Annotated in this window: 18 protein-coding genes; 7 read left to right on the top strand and 11 right to left on the bottom strand. The window is 52.1% G+C overall.

What is annotated here, in order from left to right:
- The first annotated feature begins 48 nt into the window (after positions 1–48).
- Positions 49–1,302, top strand: coding sequence for a D-amino acid dehydrogenase (locus tag MWU62_RS03010; RefSeq protein ID WP_247113408.1), 1,254 nt, complete (start codon positions 49–51; stop codon positions 1,300–1,302).
- On the opposite strand, the gene MWU62_RS03005 is transcribed toward MWU62_RS03010, so the two are convergent.
- Positions 1,299–1,769 carry a DUF4442 domain-containing protein gene (locus MWU62_RS03005; RefSeq protein WP_247113406.1) on the bottom strand — a complete coding sequence of 157 codons (471 nt, stop codon included), beginning with the start codon at positions 1,767–1,769 and terminating at the stop codon, positions 1,299–1,301. The genes MWU62_RS03010 and MWU62_RS03005 overlap by 4 nt on opposite strands.
- A 238-nt stretch (positions 1,770–2,007) precedes the next feature.
- On the opposite strand from MWU62_RS03005, the gene MWU62_RS03000 reads away from it, so the two are divergent.
- Positions 2,008–3,795 carry an ABC transporter ATP-binding protein gene (locus tag MWU62_RS03000; RefSeq protein WP_247113405.1) on the top strand — a complete coding sequence of 596 codons (1,788 nt, stop codon included), beginning with the start codon at positions 2,008–2,010 and terminating at the stop codon, positions 3,793–3,795.
- Positions 3,796–3,875: 80 nt separating this feature from the next.
- On the opposite strand, the gene MWU62_RS02995 is transcribed toward MWU62_RS03000, so the two are convergent.
- From MWU62_RS02995 to MWU62_RS02955, 9 genes are all read right to left on the bottom strand, one after another.
- Positions 3,876–5,519 carry a fatty acid--CoA ligase gene (locus MWU62_RS02995; RefSeq protein WP_247113403.1) on the bottom strand — a complete coding sequence of 548 codons (1,644 nt, stop codon included), beginning with the start codon at positions 5,517–5,519 and terminating at the stop codon, positions 3,876–3,878.
- A gap of 131 nt (positions 5,520–5,650) precedes the next feature.
- Positions 5,651–5,983, bottom strand: coding sequence for a Na+/H+ antiporter subunit G (locus MWU62_RS02990; protein ID WP_247113401.1), 333 nt, complete (start codon positions 5,981–5,983; stop codon positions 5,651–5,653).
- Positions 5,984–5,998: 15 nt separating this feature from the next.
- Positions 5,999–6,268: a K+/H+ antiporter subunit F gene (locus MWU62_RS02985; protein WP_200365310.1), complete on the bottom strand. Its 270-nt coding sequence runs from the start codon at positions 6,266–6,268 to the stop codon at positions 5,999–6,001.
- The gene (locus MWU62_RS02980; protein WP_247113400.1) at positions 6,265–6,753 is read right to left on the bottom strand and encodes a Na+/H+ antiporter subunit E; all 489 of its coding nucleotides are present in this window, start codon (positions 6,751–6,753) and stop codon (positions 6,265–6,267) included. The genes MWU62_RS02985 and MWU62_RS02980 overlap by 4 nt, the downstream gene beginning before the upstream one ends.
- Complete coding sequence (locus MWU62_RS02975) at positions 6,753–8,291, bottom strand: monovalent cation/H+ antiporter subunit D (protein ID WP_247113398.1); 1,539 nt, start codon at positions 8,289–8,291, stop codon at positions 6,753–6,755. Before MWU62_RS02975 ends, MWU62_RS02980 begins: the two co-directional genes overlap by 1 nt.
- Entirely contained in the window at positions 8,288–8,656 is a 369-nt protein-coding gene (locus MWU62_RS02970) for a Na+/H+ antiporter subunit C (RefSeq protein ID WP_247113396.1), read from the bottom strand. Before MWU62_RS02970 ends, MWU62_RS02975 begins: the two co-directional genes overlap by 4 nt.
- Positions 8,656–11,457, bottom strand: coding sequence for a monovalent cation/H+ antiporter subunit A (locus MWU62_RS02965; RefSeq protein WP_247113395.1), 2,802 nt, complete (start codon positions 11,455–11,457; stop codon positions 8,656–8,658). Before MWU62_RS02965 ends, MWU62_RS02970 begins: the two co-directional genes overlap by 1 nt.
- 396 nt (positions 11,458–11,853) lie before the next feature.
- Positions 11,854–12,018, bottom strand: a complete 165-nt coding sequence (locus MWU62_RS02960; protein WP_200365299.1) for a hypothetical protein — start codon at positions 12,016–12,018, stop codon at positions 11,854–11,856.
- A gap of 115 nt (positions 12,019–12,133) precedes the next feature.
- Entirely contained in the window at positions 12,134–13,141 is a 1,008-nt protein-coding gene (locus MWU62_RS02955; RefSeq protein WP_247113393.1) for a helix-turn-helix domain-containing protein, read from the bottom strand.
- Between the two features lie 268 nt (positions 13,142–13,409).
- Here MWU62_RS02955 and MWU62_RS02950 point away from each other — a divergent pair, with 268 nt between their 5' ends.
- Complete coding sequence (locus MWU62_RS02950; protein ID WP_247113392.1) at positions 13,410–15,212, top strand: acyl-CoA dehydrogenase; 1,803 nt, start codon at positions 13,410–13,412, stop codon at positions 15,210–15,212.
- Positions 15,213–15,407: 195 nt separating this feature from the next.
- Positions 15,408–16,187, top strand: a complete 780-nt coding sequence (locus tag MWU62_RS02945) for a crotonase/enoyl-CoA hydratase family protein (RefSeq protein WP_247113391.1) — start codon at positions 15,408–15,410, stop codon at positions 16,185–16,187.
- 186 nt (positions 16,188–16,373) lie between these two features.
- Here MWU62_RS02945 and MWU62_RS02940 read toward each other — a convergent pair whose 3' ends face one another.
- A complete protein-coding gene (locus tag MWU62_RS02940) occupies positions 16,374–17,630 on the bottom strand; it encodes an alkane 1-monooxygenase (protein ID WP_348645623.1) in 1,257 nt (418 codons plus the stop codon).
- A gap of 341 nt (positions 17,631–17,971) precedes the next feature.
- Between MWU62_RS02940 and MWU62_RS02935 the strand changes: the two genes are divergently transcribed.
- The 3 genes from MWU62_RS02935 (at position 17,972) to MWU62_RS02925 (ending at position 21,684) form a co-directional block, all read left to right on the top strand.
- A complete protein-coding gene (locus MWU62_RS02935) occupies positions 17,972–18,262 on the top strand; it encodes a hypothetical protein (RefSeq protein ID WP_247113387.1) in 291 nt (96 codons plus the stop codon).
- A 399-nt stretch (positions 18,263–18,661) separates the two neighbouring features.
- A complete protein-coding gene (locus MWU62_RS02930) occupies positions 18,662–19,435 on the top strand; it encodes a PEP-CTERM sorting domain-containing protein (RefSeq protein WP_247113386.1) in 774 nt (257 codons plus the stop codon).
- Positions 19,436–19,653: 218 nt separating this feature from the next.
- Positions 19,654–21,684, top strand: coding sequence for a PhoX family phosphatase (locus MWU62_RS02925; protein ID WP_247113384.1), 2,031 nt, complete (start codon positions 19,654–19,656; stop codon positions 21,682–21,684).
- The last annotated feature ends 110 nt before the right edge of the window (positions 21,685–21,794 follow it).

Raw genomic sequence — 21,794 nt, 5'->3', positions numbered from 1 at the left:
GCCTGACTTATTGTCAGTTGGGTAGGCGCTCTTTGAACGGAGGCGGGCATGCACATAGTGGTTTTGGGCGCGGGAGTTGTTGGTGTAACTACCGCCTGGTTTTTGCAGAAGCAGGGGCATCAGGTAACGGTAGTAGACCGGCAGAGCAAGTCAGGCCTGGAGACCAGCTATGCAAATGGAGGCCAGATTTCTGTTTCCCATGCCGAACCCTGGGCCAACCCATACGCGCCACTAAAAATTCTGAAATGGCTATTTCGAGCGGATGCACCTTTACTGTTTCGTCCGAAAATGGATCCTGCACAATGGCGCTGGGCCCTATCTTTTCTAACCCAGTGCACGTCAGCAAAAGCCGCCTATAATATCCGCCAGATGGTCAACCTTGGCATGTACAGCCGTAGCCAGTTGCAGGGTTTGCGTCAGGAAACCGGACTTGAGTACGATCAGGTTACCAAGGGCATCCTGCACTTTTATACCAATCCCGACGAGTTTAACGCAGCGCTTGAGCCCACCCGCATCATGTGTGATCTCGGGTGCGACCGTCAGGTCATCGATGCAAACAAAGCTGTAGAGATTGAGCCTGGCCTCAAACCTATCCAGCACAAAATAGCAGGCGCAACTTACACCTCTGAAGATGAATCCGGCGACGCCCGCAAGTTCACTCAAGCATTGGCCGAACTCTGCCAAAAGGCTGGCGTGGAGTTTCGCTTCCGCACGGACATTCTTGGATTCGAGCACTCTGGTGAGCGTATTCTTGGTGTGCAGTTATTGAAAGACGGGCAACACCAAACTTTAAGGGCCGACGCCTATGTGCTCAGCCTTGGTAGCTTTAGTGCTGTGCTCGCCCGAAAACTTGGGCTATTTTTGAATATTTACCCCGCTAAAGGTTATTCCATTACGGTTCCGGTAAAAAATGAAGATGCGGCGTTTAGTGTGAGCCTCACGGATGACGAATATAAACTGGTGTACTCCCGGCTGGGTAACCGCATTAGAGTGGCGGGAACCGCTGAACTTAACGGCTACACTCGCACGCTTAACTACACCCGCTGCCAAGCCATTGTGCGCAGAACCGCAGACATAATGCCGGATGCCGGTTATTGGGATCAGGCCGAGTTCTGGACGGGGTTGCGCCCGGCCACACCTTCTAATGTTCCCTACGTGGGCAAAAGCCACTTTGCCAACCTGTATTTGAATACCGGGCACGGCACTTTGGGATGGACCCACTCTTGTGGTTCTGCCGCCGCATTGGCAGATATCGTTGGCGGCCGAAAGCCCGAGGTGGATTTTACCTTCTCTGGGCTTTAACGTTTTTTCCGAACGTATAGAACCTTGTTAACCCGGGCGACCAGTTCGCCCTTTTCATCGACAATATCCACATCCCACTCAGGCAACGTTTTATCGCCGTTTGCGGTGGCTTTGCGAATCTCATCCAGCCGCTCTTGTGTTAGCTCAAAGTGTGCCGTTACGCGGCCTTTACCGGGCCGGATAAAGTCGATGCAGGCTGATTTGTCCCACACTATGTAGTCGTTCCCCAGATTGTTCATCAGCAACAGCATGTACATAGGGTCAACCATACTGTAGAGCGAACCGCCAAAGTGCGTGCCCACGTAGTTGGTGTTGTACCAGTGCAAGTTCATCTCTACCGAAGCTGTGCGATAGTCGTCTGCAATGTGAGTCACTTTAACCCCGGCGCCTGCATAGGGGCCGTACACATTCATTATTTTGCGTATGCCATTCGGGCTGGAAATCCAGTTGCGGAGTTTGGACATCATTATGGTTGGACTCTTTTGCAGCATTAAATTGAGAAAGATTTAAAGCGGGGGAGTATACGATGAAAAATAAAAATGGTCCGCTTGGGGTGGTAAGTAAACTGGATTGATGAACTCTAAATAATTATAATTCGCATCATTGTTTTTGGCTTGGCGTAAACGCACCTTTAGCCCTCAATTAGCACCTCGCAGCTCAGCGTTCAGTTCTGCTATCTGCATTAAGGCCTTCTAAGGAAAACCCATGTCCGAAGAAATCAATGCTGCAAGTAGCTTCGCAGCATTCGCTCGATTGTTGCGTTATGCGCGCGGCTACCGTCGTCAGATTATCGCGGCTACTACCTGTTCTATTGTTAACAAATTGTTTGATATCGCACCGGAAATACTGATTGGTATTGCGTTAGATGTTGTGGTTAATCAGGAAGACAGCTTCGTAGCTTCACTGGGGATTACGGAGTCGCTGAATCAGATTCTGGTGTTGGGGGTGCTAACATTTTTCATTTGGGCAGGTGAATCTCTGTTTGAATATTTGTATCAGATTCTCTGGCGTAACCTGGCCCAGCGGCTGCAATCCGACCTGCGCCAAGATGCCTATGAGCATGTTCAAAAATTGGACATGGGCTTTTTCGAGTCTCGTAGTTCCGGCCAATTGGTGGCCACGATGAATGATGATGTTAACCAGCTTGAGCGTTTCTTGGACGGTGGTGCCAATGCCATGATTCAGGTGCTGGTGACGGTGGTCGCTGTCGGGGCGGTATTCTTTGTGCTATCGCCCCTCATCGCTGTGCTGGCGTTTATGCCGATCCCGCTAATTATCTGGGGAGCTTTCTATTTTCAGCGCAAAGCTGGGCCGCTTTATGCCGATGTGCGAGAGAAGGTTGGCGATCTGTCCAGTCGCCTGTCCAATAACCTCGGCGGAATCGCCACCATCAAGAGCTTCACAGCAGAACAGCGCGAAGCGGAACGCCTCAAGGCCAGCAGCAGTGCCTATGTGGATGCCAATCGCCGGGCCATCCGCATCAGCTCGGCATTTATCCCCATTATTCGCATGGCGATTTTGTCTGGTTTTTTGGCGACGTTTACGGTCGGCGGCATGATGGCGCTGAAAGGCGATCTGAATGTGGGTGCTTATGGCGTGTTGGTGTTTTTGACTCAGCGATTGCTATGGCCGTTGACTGGTATGGCTGAGGTGATCAACCTGTTTGAGCGCGCCATGGCGAGCACTCGACGCATTCTAGATTTGCTTTCTGAGCCACTTCACATCAAAGACCAAAGCACCAAAGCCCTCCAGCAGCCAGTGAGTGGAGCAGTGACATTTAGTGATGTCAGCTTTCACTATCCCTCCAGTAACGCCGGGATAGATCAGATTTCACTAACCGTCCCGGCCGGTAATACGCTAGCGCTGGTTGGCGCTACCGGTTCGGGAAAATCCACTTTAATTAAGCTGCTGTTGCGGTTTTACGAGATTGAGAGCGGCGACATCCGCATTGATGGCCAGTCTACCCGGGCGGTAAGCTTGCAGTCTCTTCGCGAGTCCATTGGTCTGGTTAGCCAAGATGTCTACCTATTTGAAGGCAGTATCCGCGAGAATTTGGTCTACGGGCGCCCTGATGCGACGGACGCCGAAATTATAGAAGCTGCGCGCACAGCAGAAGCTTGGGCGTTTATCGAGGCGTTACCGGAGGGGTTGAACACTCCCGTGGGTGAGCGGGGTGTGCGACTCTCAGGCGGACAAAGACAGCGGCTATCTCTAGCTCGCGCACTTCTGAAAGACTCGCCTATTCTGGTGCTTGATGAGGCCACCAGTGCGGTGGATAACGAAACAGAAGCTGCTATTCAGCGCTCGCTACGGCGAATTGGGCACAACCGTACGGTTATTATGATCGCCCATCGGCTATCTACCATTGTTGATGCAGATTCAATTGCTGTTATAGCCAAGGGAAAGGTGGTTGAGGTGGGCTCACACAAAGAGCTACTGGAACAGGGCGGAGCTTACGCCGCGCAATGGCGGGTTCAAACGGGTCAAGCCTGAATAACGCCGGGCAGCTTACCCAAGGTGAACAATGTTGGTGTTGCTCTTGACCGCATGAGAGCGGTCAGGAGCAAAGTGGCTTATTGCAGTTGGTCTCGAATCACTTTTTTGTTGATCTTTCCAACACTTGTTTTCGGAATGTCGTCAACAAAGTCGATCTTGGAAGGTATCGCCCACTTGTTGATCTCACCGCTATCAACATGTTGTTGCAGGTGGCTTTGTATATCTTCTGCCGTTGCTTGCTCGCCTGGCTTCAGGGTAACCAGAGCATAAGGCCGCTCACCCCATTTTTCATCAGGAATACCCACCACCGCAGCACCGGAGACGGCAGAGTGCTGACTGATTAGGTTTTCCAGATCGAGGGATGATAGCCACTCGCCGCCGGTTTTGATGACATCCTTGATGCGATCTTTAATGGTCAGCGTGTTGTTCGGCTCCATAGAGGCAACATCCCCGGTGTGCAGCCAGCCACCTTCCCAGAGCTCCTCACCTTTGGCGGGCTCTTTGATATAGCTTTGGGTGAGCCAGGGTGCACGTGCAACAACTTCGCCCTTGGCCTCGCCATCGTGGGGTACAGGGTTGCCATCCGTATCAACAATCTCCAGCTCTACCATAGGCACCGCAATGCCCGTCTTGATGCGTTTCGGTGTTTGCTGTTCCAAGGGTAGTTCAAGGTCTTCCGGCTTGAGGAAGGTGGTGCTGAGCAAGGGGCAGGTTTCAGACATGCCGTAGCCGGTATACATGCGAATGCCGAGCTTCGCGCCTGCATCACAAAGGCCTTTGGTCAAAGCACTACCGCCAATCAATACCTGCCAATTGCTTAGATCTGCTGTTTTGATGGACTCAGTACCCATCATCATTTGCATGACGGTTGGTACACAGTGCGAGAAAGATACTTTGTGCTCTTTAATCAGATCAACCAGCAATTCCGGCTCATAGCGGCCCGGATAAACCTGTTTTATGCCCATCATGGTTGCGGCATAAGGAACACCCCAAGCATGCACGTGGAACATGGGAGTTACCGGCATATATACAGACGATGAGCGCAGTAGCGGCATTTCGTCATAGGAAGAAAGCGACCCTGTCATGGCCAGTGTATGGAGAACTAGCTGGCGGTGGCTGAAGAAAACGCCTTTGGGGTTTCCTGTGGTGCCCGTGGTGTAAAAGGTGGTTGCGAGGCTGTTCTCATCAAAGTCGGGGAAGTCGAACTCTGTGCCAGCAGAGGCTAGCAGAGCCTCGTATTCGCCAGCGGTATCGAGTTTTGTCTCTTTCGCAGTTTTTTCATCGCTGAGTTGGATGTAGGTTTTAACCGTTGTGATTTCGCTCTGCAGGCCTTCCAGAATCGGCAGGAAATCATCGTGTACCAACACCACATCGTCTTCTGCGTGATTCATGGTGTAAACAATTTGATCGGGTGATAAGCGCACGTTAATGGTGTGCAAAACGGCACCGATCATGGGGATGGCAAAAAAGCACTCCAGATAGCGCGGCGTATCCCAGTCCATAACGGCTACGGTGTCGCCTGGCTTAACGCCCGCATCGGTGAGAGCGTTAGCGAGGCGATGAATGCGCTCGACCAGATCTGTATAGGTGTACTTGCTTTTGTTGGCGTACACAATTTCCTGATCTGGCGAATATCTTGGCCCGGAGAGCAACAGTTGTTTGATCAGAAGTTGGTACTGGTGGGCATTTTTTGCGGCAGGTAAAATACGCGTTTGTGCCATATCTGGAATCCTCTTTCCCGTTTGTTAGTCTTGTCTGAGAAGTTGGTTTAATCTGACATAAATTGAGTAAAACCGGAAGCTTGCTAAGCTCTGGTTTCTACAGGCGTTGGAGGCCAGAGCTTAGACTGGAGCTACTGCTCCCACGGTTTGCCTTCGGTGTCTTCCACTGTTTTTACGCCTATGTGCATGGCCGCTTTGGCCAGCATGTTGGCACTCACGGGTGCCGTCATTAGCAAAAATACGGTGATCAGAACTTCTGAGATGCCTACGCCCTCGCCAATGGCGCTGAAATAGATAACTGAACTGAGCATGATAGCTCCCACGCCAACGGTGGTAGCCTTAGTTGGGCCATGCAGTCGGGTATAAAAATCTGGCAGCCGGGCCAAGCCGATTGCACCGATCAGGGTAAAAGCACCACCGAACACCAGTAGGGCCGATATAGCGTATTCTGCCAATGGGCTCATGATTTATCTCCCGTTTTACTCAATGACGCTGCCGCGTTTCAGGTATTTGGCCATAGCCACCGTGCTGACAAAGCCCATAACCGCAATCAGCAAGGCAGACTCCAGATACATGCGCGTTCCCAGCGTAATGCCCAATAGGATAATCAAGGCAATGGCGTTGATATACAGCGTATCAATGGCCAAAACCCGATCAGGCTCATCTGGCCCCTTTATCAAGCGGTATACGTTTAATAGGGCGGCCAGAGTTACCATGGCGATGGTTGAATACAGGGCAATGGCGATCATTGGAACATCTCCATCAGCGGCTTTTCGTAGCTGTTGTAAATGGTGTCAATAACTTCCTGATCGCTGGTTGCGTCTAGCGCGTGGATCAGTAGGGTTTTGTTGTCATCGCTTACGTCCGCACTGACGGTGCCGGGGGTGAGCGAGATGGTGCTGGCGAGAATGGAGATCGCCAACGGATGATCAAGCTGCAGCGGGTAGCTGATAAATGCTGGCCGTGGGTTTCGGGGGCTCAGAATCAACCAGGCTACTGAAAAACTGGCGATCACAATGTCCTTTAACACCCGAAGAATATACGCAGGCATACGCCAAACCTTCACAAACGCTGGGCGCTCCGGCCAAAAGCCGTGGGTTATCTGAGGAATCAGCCAGGCCAGAATAAGGCCGAGAGCAACGCTGCCTCCGGACACACCATCGCTGAGTATTTGCCAAATAAGAAACAGAATGAGGCTCAGCCAGGGTTGAGGAAAACTCAGGCGATCAAACATCAGTTTATCTCCTCGACCAACGGATTCTGTGGAGTGTGCATGGGTGTTTTCAGAATATTGATATAACCCTGACTGTCATGCAGTTGCTCTGCTGTTGCGCGGGTGAAGTCGCTCAAGGGCCCAGCCAGCACAACAATGAGCATGGTGAGGCACGTTAATATTCCAGTGGAAACCGCCACTCGGTTGTTCATGGGTTCTGGGGTTTCCAGATGGCCGTCTACGTTCCACCAGAAAACGATACTGCCAGCCCGGCTGTAAGCGATAAGCGTGAGAAAACCGCCAACCAGCAAAACGCCCCAGAGCCAAGCCATTTCAACACCGGGCTCTACGGACTTAAGAATAAGTAATTTACCGAAAAATCCGCTCAGAGGTGGTAACCCGGAAGCGGATACTGCGCCTATCAGGAACAATACGCTTAGGAAGGTTCTGTGGGGTATTTTGGGTGCGGTTACGATTTTATCTGCCGCTGTGCCTCTCTGGCTCGCCACTAATTCGGCCACTAAAAACAGAGCTGCAACGGTCCAAGTGGTGCTCACCAGATAGAACAGTGCTGCCGATAGGCCATCCTCGGAACCAAGTGAGATAGGAGCGAGCAGTGTTCCTACGGAAATAATAACCTGCCAGGCGACTAGAGTTTTGAGGTTGTCAGCGCCCAGAGCCCCAATGACACCCATGCTCAGTGTGACCAACGCCAGAGGGAAGAGCCAGTCCATACCCAAATTGGCGAGCTCGCCTGCATTGTCCCCAAATATCAGAGGGTAGATTCTCACAATGGCGTAGATGCCTACCTTGGTCATCACCGCAAACAGGGCTGCAACAGGGGCGGTTGCTCTGGCATAAGCTTTGGGTAGCCAGAAACAGAGTGGCAGGATGGCTGCTTTCAGGCCGAAAACAACCAGTAGCATCATGCCTCCAGCCTTAACAAGGTTTAGGTTGCTGCCTGTTACTTGTGGAATTTTTACAGCTAGGTCCGCCATGTTCAGGGTGCCAGTTACGCTGTAAATCATGCCGACGCTGATCAGGAACAGGGCTGACCCTGCCAGATTAAGAACCACATAATGAAGCCCAGGTACAGTGCGAGATGTGCCTCCGCCGTGCATGAGCAGCCCGTAAGAGGCAATAAGCAGAACCTCAAACGCAACGAAAAGGTTAAATAGGTCGCCGGTGAGAAAAGCAATGTTCAGCCCCATCAGTTGGAACAGAAACAATGCGTGGAACTGGCGGTTTCCTTCATCCGCACCGCCGCTCGCATAAATATGGCAGAACAGGCCAAGCACGGCTGTTAACACCAGCATCAAAGCAGCCAGCCTGTCGAGCACCAGCACAATGCCGAACGGCGGTTGCCAATTGCCGAAGGCATAAACTCGGTAGCTGCCATCGCTGGCAAGTGCCAACAAAACAACAGCAGACACCAGCATAAGCACGGTAGTCGCAATTGCCAGAGTTCGGCGCAGGCTGATAGGGGCATACCCCATGAACACCTGCAGAATACCGCCGAGCAGCGGAATCAGAATCGGAGCGATAAGCCAGTGCGTCATTTACTGCTTACCTCTTGCTCAATTTTGGAGGGTGATGTAGTGGCCTCACGCCGACCGTCCACATGGTCGTTTTCGTTGTCTGCCAAATTGCGCAGCGACAGCACAACCAAAAATGCAGTCATGGCAAAACCAATAACGATGGCCGTAAGCACTAGAGCTTGAGGCAAAGGGTCAGAATAGCTGGCCGTAGTTCCGATGACGGGTTGTTGGCCTGTGGCGAGGCGCCCAGAGGCGAACAAGAACAGGTTCACGCCATAGGAAAGCAGCGTCAGCCCCATGACCACTGGGAAAGTACGAGCGCGCAGCAGCAAGTAGACCCCCGATGTTGTTAAGGCACCGATAGCGATTGCAAATAACAGTTCCATTACGCGCCCTCCATTTTGCTTTTGATGGCCGAATGAGGCGACAGCCGGCCGATGCTGACCAATGCCAACAAGGTTGCACCAATCACCGCAAGGTAAACGCCTAAATCAAACACCAAGGCCGAAGCCACTTCGAACTTGCCCACCACAGGCCAGGTTATGTAGCCGAATGTGGTTGTCAGGAAGGGGTATCCGAAGGCTAGGCTGCCAGCACCCGCGATGGTGGCAAACAATAGACCGAGACCAATCACGTTGTGGTACCGGAACGGAATACGATCCTCGGTCCACACCATGCCACTAGCGATATACTGAAGAATCAGGGCTACGGAGGTAATCAACCCTGCAATAAATCCGCCCCCGGGCAAGTTGTGCCCGCGCAAGAAGATATAGGCAGACACCATTAGTGCTAACGGCAGCATGGGCCGGGCAATCTGTCGTAGCATCAAAGGGTAGTGATCTCGTGTCCAGGCATGCCCTAGACCATCTCCCGGCGGGGGAGTCAGAGCAGTGTTTTTCAACATGGCGTAGATACCAAGCGCCGCGATGGCCAGCACCGTTATCTCGCCGAGCGTATCAAAGCCACGGAAGTCGACCAGAATCACGTTCACCACATTGGTTCCACCGCCGCCCGGCTTACTGTTTTCTAGGAAGAACTCGGAGATAGAGCTGAATGGCTGGGTCAACATAGCCAGCGTTATCAGGGTCATGCCAGCACCGGCCGCCAGAGCAATCAAAACGTCGCGTATGCGGCGGCTTCGAGAGCTTTCCATGGGTGTCCAAGATGGCATGTAGTAAAGCGCCAGCATGAGCAGCACAATCGTGACAACTTCAACCGAAAGCTGTGTCATGGCGAGATCCGGCGCAGAGAAGCGGGCGAACGCCAAGGCTACGATAAGGCCAACAACGCTAAGAAGTACCAGCGCGTAAAAGCGCTCTCGGTGCCAGAGTGCGGTTGCTAGAGCTGCAATGATAAGCACGCTGGCGGCGATACCCGTTGGCCAATCCACAGGGCTTAATCCGTTTTCGCCAATAAAGAAGCCATGCTCTGCAAGCGGCATTATGGTTACCGCAATAACGCTAACGACCAGAAGCATCGCGTAACGCTGCAAGGAGCCGTTTTCGAGCCATCCAGTAAAGCTGCGAGCCATGTCTTCAATTTTTGAAACTACAAACTCGAATACAGCTTTGCCGTCCACTTCCTTAAGCTGGGCGTGGAAGTCGAAAAAGCGCTGACGCTGGGTGTACATAAGTAGGCCACCAAAGAAGGCCAGGAAGCTCATCAGCAGTGGCAGGTTAAAGCCATGAAGAATCGCAAGCTGATAATCCGGCACATCGCCGCCAAGGGTCGCAGATGCCGCGGAATACAACAGGGGGCCAACGGAGACAGTAGGGAAAACGCCAACCATGATGCAGGCGAATACAAGAATCTCTACGGGAAACTTCATGTAACGGGGCGGTTCATGGGGCGGGAACTTGGGTAGATCCACCGGCTTGCCGTTGAAAAACACGTCGTGAACAAATCGGGCCGAGTAGGCAACCGCAAAAATGCCCGCCAGAGTTGCAACAATTGGCGGTACCCACGCCCAGAGGCCAGGAAGATTGAGCTGTAGCGACTCGGCGAAGAACATTTCTTTACTGAGAAAGCCGTTCAGCAGTGGGACACCGGCCATGGATGAGGCTGCTACCATGGCCAGAGTTGCCGTGTGGGGCATGTAGCGCCAAAGCCCGTTGATTCTCCGCATGTCGCGGGTGCCTGTTTCATGATCGATGATACCGGCAGCCATGAACAGTGAAGCCTTGAAGGTGGCATGGTTGATTACGTGGAATATCGCCGCAACAGCAGCCAGTTGAGTACCCATGCCTAATAACAACGTGATTAAACCCAGATGGCTAACGGTTGAATAGGCGAGCAGCCCTTTCAAATCGTGTTTGAACATGGCGATATAGGCGCCAAGAAGCAGTGTGGCCATGCCGGTAAAACTGACCATGTAGAACCATTGCTCGGTTCCCGCCAAAGCTGGATATAAGCGTGCCATCAAGAAGATACCCGCTTTAACCATGGTGGCGGAGTGCAGGTAAGCAGAGATCGGAGTAGGCGCCTGCATGGCATGGGGCAGCCAGAAATGGAACGGGAACTGGGCTGACTTGGTAAAAGCGCCAAGCAAAACGAGAGTTAACGCTACGGGATACAAAGCATGGGCTTTGATCTGGTCGCCCGCGGCAAGCACATCGTCCAGCTCAAAGCTGCCCACAATATTGCCGATGAGCAAAATACCGCCTAGTAGCGCAAGCCCGCCGCCGCCGGTTATCGCCAACGCCATCCGCGCGCCGCGCCGGGCGTCCTGTTTGTGTGTCCAGAAGCTGATCAACAGAAAGGAGGTCAGGCTAGTGAGCTCCCAGAAAATAAGCATCAAAAGCAGGTTGCCAGAAAGCACTATGCCCAGCATGGAGCCTTTGAAACATAGAAGCAGGGAGTAAAACTTGGCCACGTTCTCACTGGCTTTGAGGTAGTAGTGAGAATAAATAATAACCAACAGGCCGATAACGAGAATCAGCAGTGCGAAGAGAAGCGCAAGGCCATCAAGGCGAAAACTGAAGGAGAGCCCGAGAACCGGCAGCCACTCATATATGTGAAGCACCGTGCCGCCAGCAGAAAGAACCGACCAATGCGGAAACAGCGCGGCTAGCGCAATCAGAGCGGGAACGGATGATGCTATTGCGATAGCGGTTCGCCCACCCTGAGCAAATAGAGGGGCGGCTATGGCACCCAAAAATGGCAGTAGTACAACCAGCGGTAGCGACATCGCAACCTCGTTAGCGGTTTTCTTTTCTTATGAATGGAGATGGCTTATGAGCCTGAGTCTAGCCTCCCATTGCCCACCCTGCATAAATCGCATCAAGACGATTTGATTAGGCAACAAGAGATTGATCAGCGAAAGGCCGGTGGGTCTGGAAAGTACGGTAAACGCCCGCGTTGCCGCGCGATGTCAGCGGTAATAGGGGGGCGATTGATCTGCATGCAGCCGAAGGACCTTGCGGTCATGGTTGCTCCGTTAGTAAAACCTGATATCCGATGATACGTGCCCGGGCTCGTAGGTCAAGTCAACTTGTGATCAATCAAGCGCAGAATGGGAATTTGAGAGTGACGTGGAAGGGCATAGAGAGGCTCATTTTTGTCGTCTGGTTTTGTCACCTTTGCGCTACTTGGCGGATTTGAGCGCATTGAAAATTGCTTCGGCCTCTGCTTCCAGCACCATGCTGCGCAGATTGTTGCCTTGTTGGGTTGCCTGCTCAATCTGTGCAAGCTTCATGGTGTACAACCTGCTCAGAACTTCAAGCTGTGTTTGTTGAACGGGTGCGTTCATGGCTCATTTCTCCCACATGGCACCTGTCAGTATAATTTACAGAAACATCCGGCCAGCGGCCGTTTGGGTAATTCGATGCATAACCCGGGCCAAACGCTCGGCTTGTAGCTTGTAGTTAGCGCCCAAACCGCGATCGGTAGGCCCCGGGAGCCAATCCGGTTTGCTTGCGAAATAGTCGGCTAAAAGAGCTGACGTCTTCATAGCCAACCAGCCGGGTAACCTCTTCCACGGGCAAGCGCGAGTTTTCCAAATGTCGCCGAGCGGCTTCGATGCGTATGGATTGCAAATAGCCTGTCGGTGTTTCACCAGTCGCAAGCTTGAAACGACGTATCAGTGAACGCGTTGTCAAACCGCTGAAAGCGGCAAGTGATTGCAGGCTTACGGCCTCTCCATAATGGCTATCCAGCCAGTTCTGAAGTTTTAGGATCACTAGGTCTGAGTGGTACCGTTTGGTTTGAAGTGCGCTGTAGGGTGCCTGACTATTACGCCCCGCATCGATAACAAACGCCTTGGCCAACTCACGGGCAACCTGAGCACCTGCATAGCGTTCTATAAGGTGCACGCCCAAATCCCACCACGCCATGCCGCCACCGGCACATGCAATGTGGCCATCTACAGTGACCAGTTTGTCTGGAATCAGGTTTACTTGTGGGTAGCGCTGGCGAAAACTGTTGCTGAAACCCCAGTGCGTGGTGGCCTCTCTATTGTTCAGCAGTCCCGCTTCAGCTAGAAGAAACGCTCCCGTGCAGTTGCTGGCCAGTTGAACTTGGCCGGTGCTCTTTTTATTCGGGGCATTGAACTGGCTCAGCCAGAGAATTAGATCCGGGTTTGCCATCAGTACTTGATCAATTGGCGCCCCGATGGTTGGTACGATCACCAAATCAGCGTTTTCCGTTGTCTCTGTATCTAGCTCTTCCCAACTTCCACCTGAAAGCAAAGTGATGCCATTGATGCAGCGGCAGGGATCTCCGTTACGAGTTATCAGGCGGGTAGTGAAACGTGGCTCTGGGTGCTCACCGTGAATTCGTGCCCAGGTGACGCCGGCCAAACGAAATAAATCGATCACACCGGTTATGGCGCTGGCTAAAGCGCCGTCAAATCCGATGATAAAGACCTTTTGCATAGAGGCTCCGGGGCGCGGTTCGAGAACGGTGCAATGCTGGTGCCACTGCTCAGGACACGCTGTAAATACATCCTTGTACGCTTGACGGCAGCATCCATGCTGCCGACAGTCCTGAGCAGTGGCACCAGCAATGCACCTCAGCGTCGGCCTATAGATTGGCGGTTTTAACCATAATTATGTCATAAATGCCGGTTTCCAGAAAAACTCGGGTGTGAGAGCCTGTGCATAACAATGAAATTCTCCAGCCAATCATCCGGAAGCTGAAAAAATGACCGATACACTGATAGACCGCCGTGATTTGGCGTTCCAACTCTACGAAGTTCTTGACACTGAAAGCCTGCTTAGCCGTGAGCGTTTTAACGAACATAATCGCGATACCTTCGAGGCCGTTATCGAAACCGCCGATAAAATGGCCCGGGAGAAATTCGCGAATCACAACAGTGCAGCAGACAAAGACGAGCCGAAGTTTGTAAACGGCCAAGTCGAAATGCTGCCTGAAGTTAAACAGGCTTTTGATGCCTACGCCGAGGCGGGGTTTATTGCGGGGCGTTATGACTACGAATTGGGCGGCATGCAGCTCCCCGAGACCGTCATGGCAGCTTGTAACGGCTTTTTTACCGCCGCTAACCCAGGTACAGCAGGTTATCCATTCCTGACCACAGCGGCGGCAAACCTAATCCGTGTGTTTGGTAACGAATCCCAAAAAACCAGCTTTCTACCCAACATGCTCAGTGGCCGTTACAGCGGCACCATGGCCCTCACGGAGCCACATGCTGGCTCATCTTTGGCGGACATTCGCACTTCTGCCACGCCAACCGATGATGGTCACTACCTTATCAAAGGCGCAAAAATCTATATATCCGGTGGTGAACAGAGCATTACCGAAAATATCGTCCACATGGTGCTCGCCAAAATCAAAGGCGCGCCAGCCGGTGTAAAAGGCATTTCCCTGTTTATCGTTCCTAAGTTCCGGGTGGATAGCGATGGAAATCCGGTGGATCGTAACGGCGTGAGCCTTGCTGGCCTGATCCATAAGCTCGGATATCGCGGCACCACCTCCACAGCGCTTAGTTTTGGTGATGATGCACCTTGCCACGGTTATTTGGTTGGAGAGCCCCATCAGGGTCTGAAGTACATGTTCCAGATGATGAATGAAGCCCGGGTAGGCGTAGGCTTTGGTGCGGCGGTGATTGGGTATCGCGGTTACATGCACAGTCTTGAGTACGCCAAAGACCGACTGCAGGGCCGTAAGGCGTCGGAAAAGAACCCGGAAAGCCCACAGGTACCTATTATTGATCACGCAGATGTGCGCCGCATGCTGCTGGCTCAGAAAGCATACAGTGAAGGCGGGTTAGCACTTTGCCTCTACGGTGCGCGTTTGATGGATGATCAACACACCCATCCGGATGAGCAGAAACGAATCGAAGCGGGCAAACTGCTTGATCTGCTTACGCCTGTGATCAAAACCTGGCCATCAGAGCATGGGCCGAAAGCTAACGACTTGGCGATTCAGGTTTATGGTGGAGCGGGTTATACCCGCGAATACCCAGTGGAGCAGTGCTGGCGCGATAACCGCTTGAATCCCATCCATGAGGGCACTACCGGCATTCAGGGTCTGGACTTGCTGGGCCGTAAGATTTGGCAGGATCAAAGCCATGGATTGCAGTTGCTTATGCAGGAAATGCAGGTGGATTTGCAGGCAGCTACAACGGATCGCTGTCAGCAGTGGGCGTTGTCGTTAAGTGAGACGCTGCAACAGGCCGTTAAAGTGACTCAAAATCTGGGTAAATCGCTAATGAGCGGCGAGGTGGATAAAACTCTGGCGAACGCTTCCTGCTATTTGCATCTGTTCGGGCACATCATTGTAGCTTGGATGTGGCTGCGTCAGGCTAACGCAGCGGCTAATGCACTGGCTTCTGCCAATACTGATGATGAGCGTAACTTCTATCAGGGCAAGCTTCAGGCTGCTCAGTATTTCTTCCATTGGGAGTTGCCAACGGTTGCTCAGGATTTGGTGTTGTTGCGGAATATGGATGACACGTGTTTGAACATGAAGGCTGAGTGGTTCTGATTTTGGAGTAGCCACAATCGCCGGACGGTACCTCCCGGGAAACGCCCGCGAGTACATCCATGTAGGGCTTGGCGTTGGCCATCCATGGCCAACGACATTCCCGGGAGGTACCGTCCGCCGCTTGCGCTTCAGCTCAAGAGATGGCCCTCAAACGCCTCGAAAGAACAGCTGTTTACTAACTAAAAGGTGTCATCAATGTCACTGGTTAAGGTAACGAAGAAAAATCATATTCTGCTCATAGGGCTAAACCGCCCCGAAAAAATGAACGCCATGAACAGAGCCATGTACCACGACATCGCCGCGGCTTATTACCTGCTGGAACACGATGCCGATTTGAGAGTGGGCCTGATGTATGCCGAAGGCGACCACTTTACCAGTGGTTTGCAGTTAGATGATTGGGCTGGCGTATTTGCAAACGGTAAGGGAATAGAACCGGCGGAAGGCGAGCTGGATCCGTTCCATATCACCGGCGATGGCCTCAGCAAGCCTGTGGTTTTTGCCGCTCAGGGTATTTGTTTTACCTGCGGTGTTGAGATGATGCTGAACACAGGTATTCGTGTTGCAGCAAAAGGCACCCGGTTTGCACAGTTGGAGGTCAAACGTGGCATCTTCGCCTGCGGCGGCGCGACTATACGCCTGCAGCGTGAAATCGGCTGGGGTAATGCCCAGCGTTACCTTCTAACCGGCGATGAGTGGACGGCAGAGCAAGCTTATGAGTGGGGTTTGATACAGGAGTTGGTCGAGCCGGGTGAGCAGTTCAACGCTGCCCTGAAAATTGCAGAGAAGATCGCCAATGCGGCACCTCTGGGTGTGCGAGGCAGCCTGAAATCTTCCAAAATCGCGGTAAGCGAAGGTCAGGAGGCCGCCAAGCAGCGACTGTTTCCGGATTTGCAGCCAGTGATGGTCAGTGAGGATGTAAAAGAAGGCATCCAGTCTTTCCTCGAACGGCGAGAAGCAGTGTTCAAAGGAAAGTAAGGCAGGCGCTGCGAAGTTTGAAGCTGCCGGTGGGCTCTGCCTCTCAGGACTGTCGGCAGCAAGGATGCTGCCGTCAAGCGTACAGGGATGTATTTACAGCGTGTCCTGAGAGGCAGAGCCCACCGGCGGCCCGCACCAAAAGTTCGAGGCCAGCAACCCCGAGATCGAGTTTCCGAATGTTTGGAGTCAGGCAGCCTTCTCCGAGGCCGAACTAGCCTCTTCCTCCCGACGAGCAGCAGCCTTAGCCGCCACCTCAGCTGCATAATCTGCATACTTAGCCATCAACTCCGCCTTACGATCCGGGTCCCAGTTGATCTTGCTCAGATCCCCCTCGTAGTGATCGATCACCCGTTTATCCATCGTCTCGTACCACCACTGCGGCACATAAGCGGGCATCAGCATAGATGCATAGCCACCCGGTAACTGGGGAGCCTTCTCAAAGTGGCGTAAGGCCTGATAACTGCGCTGCGGGTGGGCGTGGTGATCGGAGTGACGCTGCAACTGATACAGGAACAGGTTCGTCACAATGTGATTACTGTTCCAGCTGTGCTCAGGTTGAGTGCGTTGATACTTCCCGTTTTTATCTTTCTGGCGCAGTAGTCCGTAGTGCTCAATGTAATTTACACTCTCCAACAAACTGGCACCATAAACCGCTTGAGCCGCAAGGAACGGAACGGCCCGTGGCCCACAAACTAGGGTCGTCGCCCCAAAGAAGCCAGCGCTCATGGCCCAGCCTTGTAATAGTTCGTTGTCCAAAGACCAGAAACTCTTGCCTTTTCGCTCAAGCCGCGCTTTCTCAATCTTCACCGCAGACTTGATGCCCCCAAACACAGTACGCGGCAAAAACTTCCAGAAACTCTCACCCATACGGCTGCTCGCCGGATCTTCCGGCGTCGCGACGCGTTTGTGATGGCCAAAGTTATGCTCAACCACAAAGTGGGTATAGCCCGTAGGTGCCAAAGCAGCCATGGCCATCAACTTATTGAACTTGTTTGATTTGTGACCCAATTCATGTGCCGTATTGATACCAACACCGTTGATGGCTCCAACGGTCAGCGTCAGACCAATCTTATCCTCAATCGGGGTGTTTTTGCGGCTAGCAAGCCAAGCACCCATAACCGTCATCGCATATTGGGTGGGAATGAATGCCTTAACAATGCGGTTGTAATACTTGTCTTGCTCCAGGGAACTGACTGCTGATTCCGGGGGGTTGCTCTTATCTTCTCCGATAGCGCGGTCCAACGCTGGAATAACACCATGAACCAATGCAGGCCCAGTCCAAGCAAGCGCCTTAAGCTTTTTAGGTGCTATCGCGTAACCGGTTAGCGCTGCCAAACCTATACCGGGTAGAGCTGGGCCGAGTAGCCAGAGGTACCGCTTGGGGTCTTTCCACTTTCCAGCAACGCTGGTTTCCGTGGGGTTCTGTACGGGGTTATTCACCATTTTTGGATCGGATTTTAAGTCAGATTTTAAACCGACAGTGTCATAGGTTTTTGCATTCATTGTTTTTCTCCATTGCAGTGCGCGTTTTGGTAATTTATGTCGGACAATCTGTCAATGCAACAATAATAGGTGGTGTTTGGGAGGTTGGCGCAAAATGACAAGGTGGGTTCGAGGGTGTGGGTTATCTGGCGCGATCCTGAATTTTCCGGCTTTTTCATGTCTTTAAAGGCGGTTTTATAGGCGTTAGCTAAATAAAGGGTAATCCGCAAGTAATTGTGTGGCACCGAACATGGCCTTACCCTGTACACGGTTACAAACGTTTACCAACAGAGGGATATGTGATGAATAAGTTAACTCTCAGCGCTTTTATTATGTTTTTGACTTTGGGTCTTGCTGCTTGCAGCTCCGAAGATGAGGGAGCTGATTTTGAGAAAGCCGCGGACAACGCTGAAGAAATAATGGACGATGCTGGCAACTCGGTTGAAGAAACCTACGAAGAGGCCACAGGCCAAGACGAAGGCGTTTTAGGCGAAATGAAAGAAGGCGTTGAGAACGCTGGCGAAGAAATGGGCGATGCGGCTGAAGATGCAGGCGACGCCATTGAAGAAGGTTATGACGACGTAACCAAGTAAGCGATTAGATGCTCGCTTTCTAGCTCCAGCGCGTTTTAGCTGCGCTGGGGCGCTTCTCCTCGAGAACATCGAAACCGTTAGTCTTTGAAAAAAGGTTAACGGTTTTGTCTTTTTACTGTCCTCATATTGTCATCTCTCCCGCCGCCGCTGCCTTCATTCCCAAATCGAAAACTAAAAAATATGTCGAATTTTTTTACAGCTACTCGGCCAATTCTATTGCGAAGATCTTTTTATTATTTTAAATCATGGGGTTGTAGTTGTTGGCGTAGATGGTGCTTAAAATTCGCGCCCGAATGGTGCTGTGATCCAGCTCGCAGAGATCAAAAACCTCGGTTTGTATCCAGCAGCTAACTTTCTGTTATTGGGCATAAAAAATATAACTGTCAAAGGAGTTTGACAATGAACAACCTCAAAGTGAGTTTTATGTCTCTAGGCATGGCTACCAGCCTTTTTGTATCTGGAGTAGTAAGTGCTGGAGTTATTAAGATAGACGAAACTGCGTTTAACCCTGATGCTGGGTCGATCACATTTAGCGAATTCGCAACCATGACCGTTAACCCTACTTATAACCCGGCAGATTACGGAGGTGTAGGCTCAACAATTGTAAGCTTTGGCGGCTTTTTTGATGGGCAACGCCTTGGTGTAGCGGGGGAATGCCCAATAGGCGCGGCCCTTACAGGATGCGTTGTTGGTTCACCAGTTGGCTCACTGGCTTTAGATCCCAACTCTCCCAACACATTTATAACAACAGATTCCGCTAACCCCACCTCTCCCGTTCTCTCTGGTAGTCCGACGTTCAACGGAGCAATTTCTATCTTGTTCAGTACCGATCAAGCAGGTGTCGGACTAGAAGGGGGCTATTTCGATGCTATTGGCGGTACTGCAATTACAGCATTCGACCGTAATGGTAACGTCATTGGTTCAGTCCAAAACGAAGCTTTAGGTATTGAGTTTTTGGGCTTGGTTACTGAGGACAAGGTTAGCAGTATCGCGGGAATTCAGTTCAGCTTAGTGGGTTCTGAACCCGCCGGCTTTGCAATTGACAACCTGCACTTCGGGTTTGGTAGCCAGATTGTTGGTCCTACGCCAGTTCCAGAGCCGGGCACATTAGCACTGCTAGGGCTAGGTATTGCAGGTTTGGGCTTGTCTCGAAAAAAACGCATACAAAAGTAGTTCGTGCGGTTTTATCGCAATCTGATTAGGCATAGCCTACTCTGATCTAGTTGCTAAAAGGCTCGCGGACTTGTGCTCGGGCCTTTTTTCTCGCCTTTTAGAAAAAATTAACGGTTTTGTCTTTTTACTGTACACATATTGTCATCTCTCCCGCCGACACTGCCTTTCCGACAACACCCCGTTTGTTGAATATTGAGAAAGACAAAGAGAGACAAAATATGGCCAAGCATGACCTTGATCCCAATTATCTGGATCCCGATTACGAACCTGTTGTGAACCATGCCGGCAACAGAGCCTTCCAAGACGTGCTCGCGACGCGCATGCAGCGTCGAACTCTAATTAAAGGTGGCGTTGGTGCAGCTCTGGCCAGCCTTATGGGTGTTGGGCTTGCGGGTTGTGGAAGTGATAGTAAGAATGATGACGGAACCGGAACAGGCGATCCAGAAGGAGATACGGTCAACACAACCGAGCTTGGGTTTGAAGCGGTGGCTGTATCAACTGCGAACTCTGTCGTGGTGCCTACTGGCTATACCGCCAAAGCGTTCTTGCCTTGGGGAACGCCGATTACTGGTTCCTACCCGGCTTTTAGGGCCGACGCCTCTAATTCGGGCGCGGATCAAGAACAGCAGGTAGGCATGCACCACGATGGGATGCATTTCTTTCCGATTGACTTCAAAGCTGGTGGTAACCGTTCTGACGAGGGGCTGCTGGTGATGAACCATGAGTACATCAACCAAAGTGCTCTGCACCCAGACGGCCCTACTTATACCTCGAATAACATGCGCCCTACCGATGAAGTGCGTAAGGAGGTAGCTGCTCACGGCGTGTCTGTTGTGCATATAAAACAAGACAGTGCGGGCAACTGGGATGTTGTGTTCGGAAGCCCTTTCAATCGCAGGATTACCGGTGGCACCGAGATGGATATTCGCGGTCCGGTGCGTGGTTACCAGAAGCTTGCAACGCGCTTCAGTAAAGATGGCACTCAAACTCGCGGCACCTTGAACAACTGCTCAATGGGTTCGACGCCTTGGGGGACTTATCTTACGGCGGAGGAAAACTGGCACGGTTACTTTGCTAACGGCTCTGCAACGCCACCACGGGAACAAACCCGTCATGGCGTAGGGAATGCCAGTCGCTACGATTGGGAGCTTGCCGAAGGTGGCGATGACCAATACGTTAGGTTCAACATAACGCCCACTGCCGAGAGCGCTGTGGATGACTATCGTAACGAGGCCAACACCTTCGGTTACATGGTCGAAATCGATCCGTTTACACCTGAAAGCAAACCTCAGAAGCGCACCGCTCTTGGTCGTTTTGGGCATGAGGGTGTGATCTTTGCGCCAGTAGAAGAAGGCAAGCCGGTGGTTTGCTATTCTGGCGACGATTCGCGTTTTGAGTATATCTACAAGTTTGTTTCTTCGCGGCCATACTACGCCGCAACCGCTAGTGGTTACTTGTTGGATGAAGGCACTCTGTACGTCGCCCGTTTTAACGAAGATGGCTCCGGAGACTGGCTCTCTTTATCACTTGATGAGTCAGCGTTTATGGCCCGTGTGGAAGCTGCACAGGGCACGATGGTTGGCGGTGTTCAGTTTGAGGGCTTTGAAAATCAGGCGGATGTTCTTTTGAATACGCGCTTGGCTGCAGATATTGCCGGGGCCACACCCATGGACCGTCCAGAGTGGGGCGCGGTTGATCCTAATACCGGTGAAGTCTATTTCACCCTAACTAATAATTCCAACCGCACCGAGGAACAGGTTGATGCCGCAAACCCTCAGGCAGAGAATCGCACGGGTCATATCATTCGCTGGAGCGAAGGTAACAGCGACTTTGCAGCCACAAGCTTCCAGTGGGATATATTTGTCTTTGGCGGGGCTCAGGGGACAGAGACGGTCGTAGACGGAGAAGTCGTTGTGTCGCTTACCGATGACAATATCTTCAACAGCCCAGACGGTTTGTGGTTTGATTACAACGGCCGTCTTTGGATTCAAACCGATGGCTCCGACGCTCCGCCGTATCAGAATAATATGATGTTGGCCGCCAACCCCGCCACCCGGGAAATTAGGCGCTTCTTCGTGGGGCCTCAGGGTTGTGAGGTAACTGGAGTCGTAACCACGCCGGATGTTAAAACGATGTTTGTGAATATTCAGCACCCAGCGAAGGACTGGCCTTTCGGAAACGAAGGTGACCACCCTCGGGACGCAACGGTTATCGTTACCCGCAACGATAACGGTGTTGTGGGCGCCTGAACGAAGATTTAACCTCCTCGAGAACCGCAAACTCGGCGGCCTGATCAAAAAGGCACGCGGGGGTTGCGGTTTTTTTTGTTTAAGAAAGATTTAATTAGGCCGTTATATTC

Source organism: Marinobacter sp. S6332 (genome assembly GCF_023016045.1).
Taxonomy (GTDB): domain Bacteria; phylum Pseudomonadota; class Gammaproteobacteria; order Pseudomonadales; family Oleiphilaceae; genus Marinobacter.
This window is presented reverse-complemented; position numbering and strand designations above follow the sequence as displayed.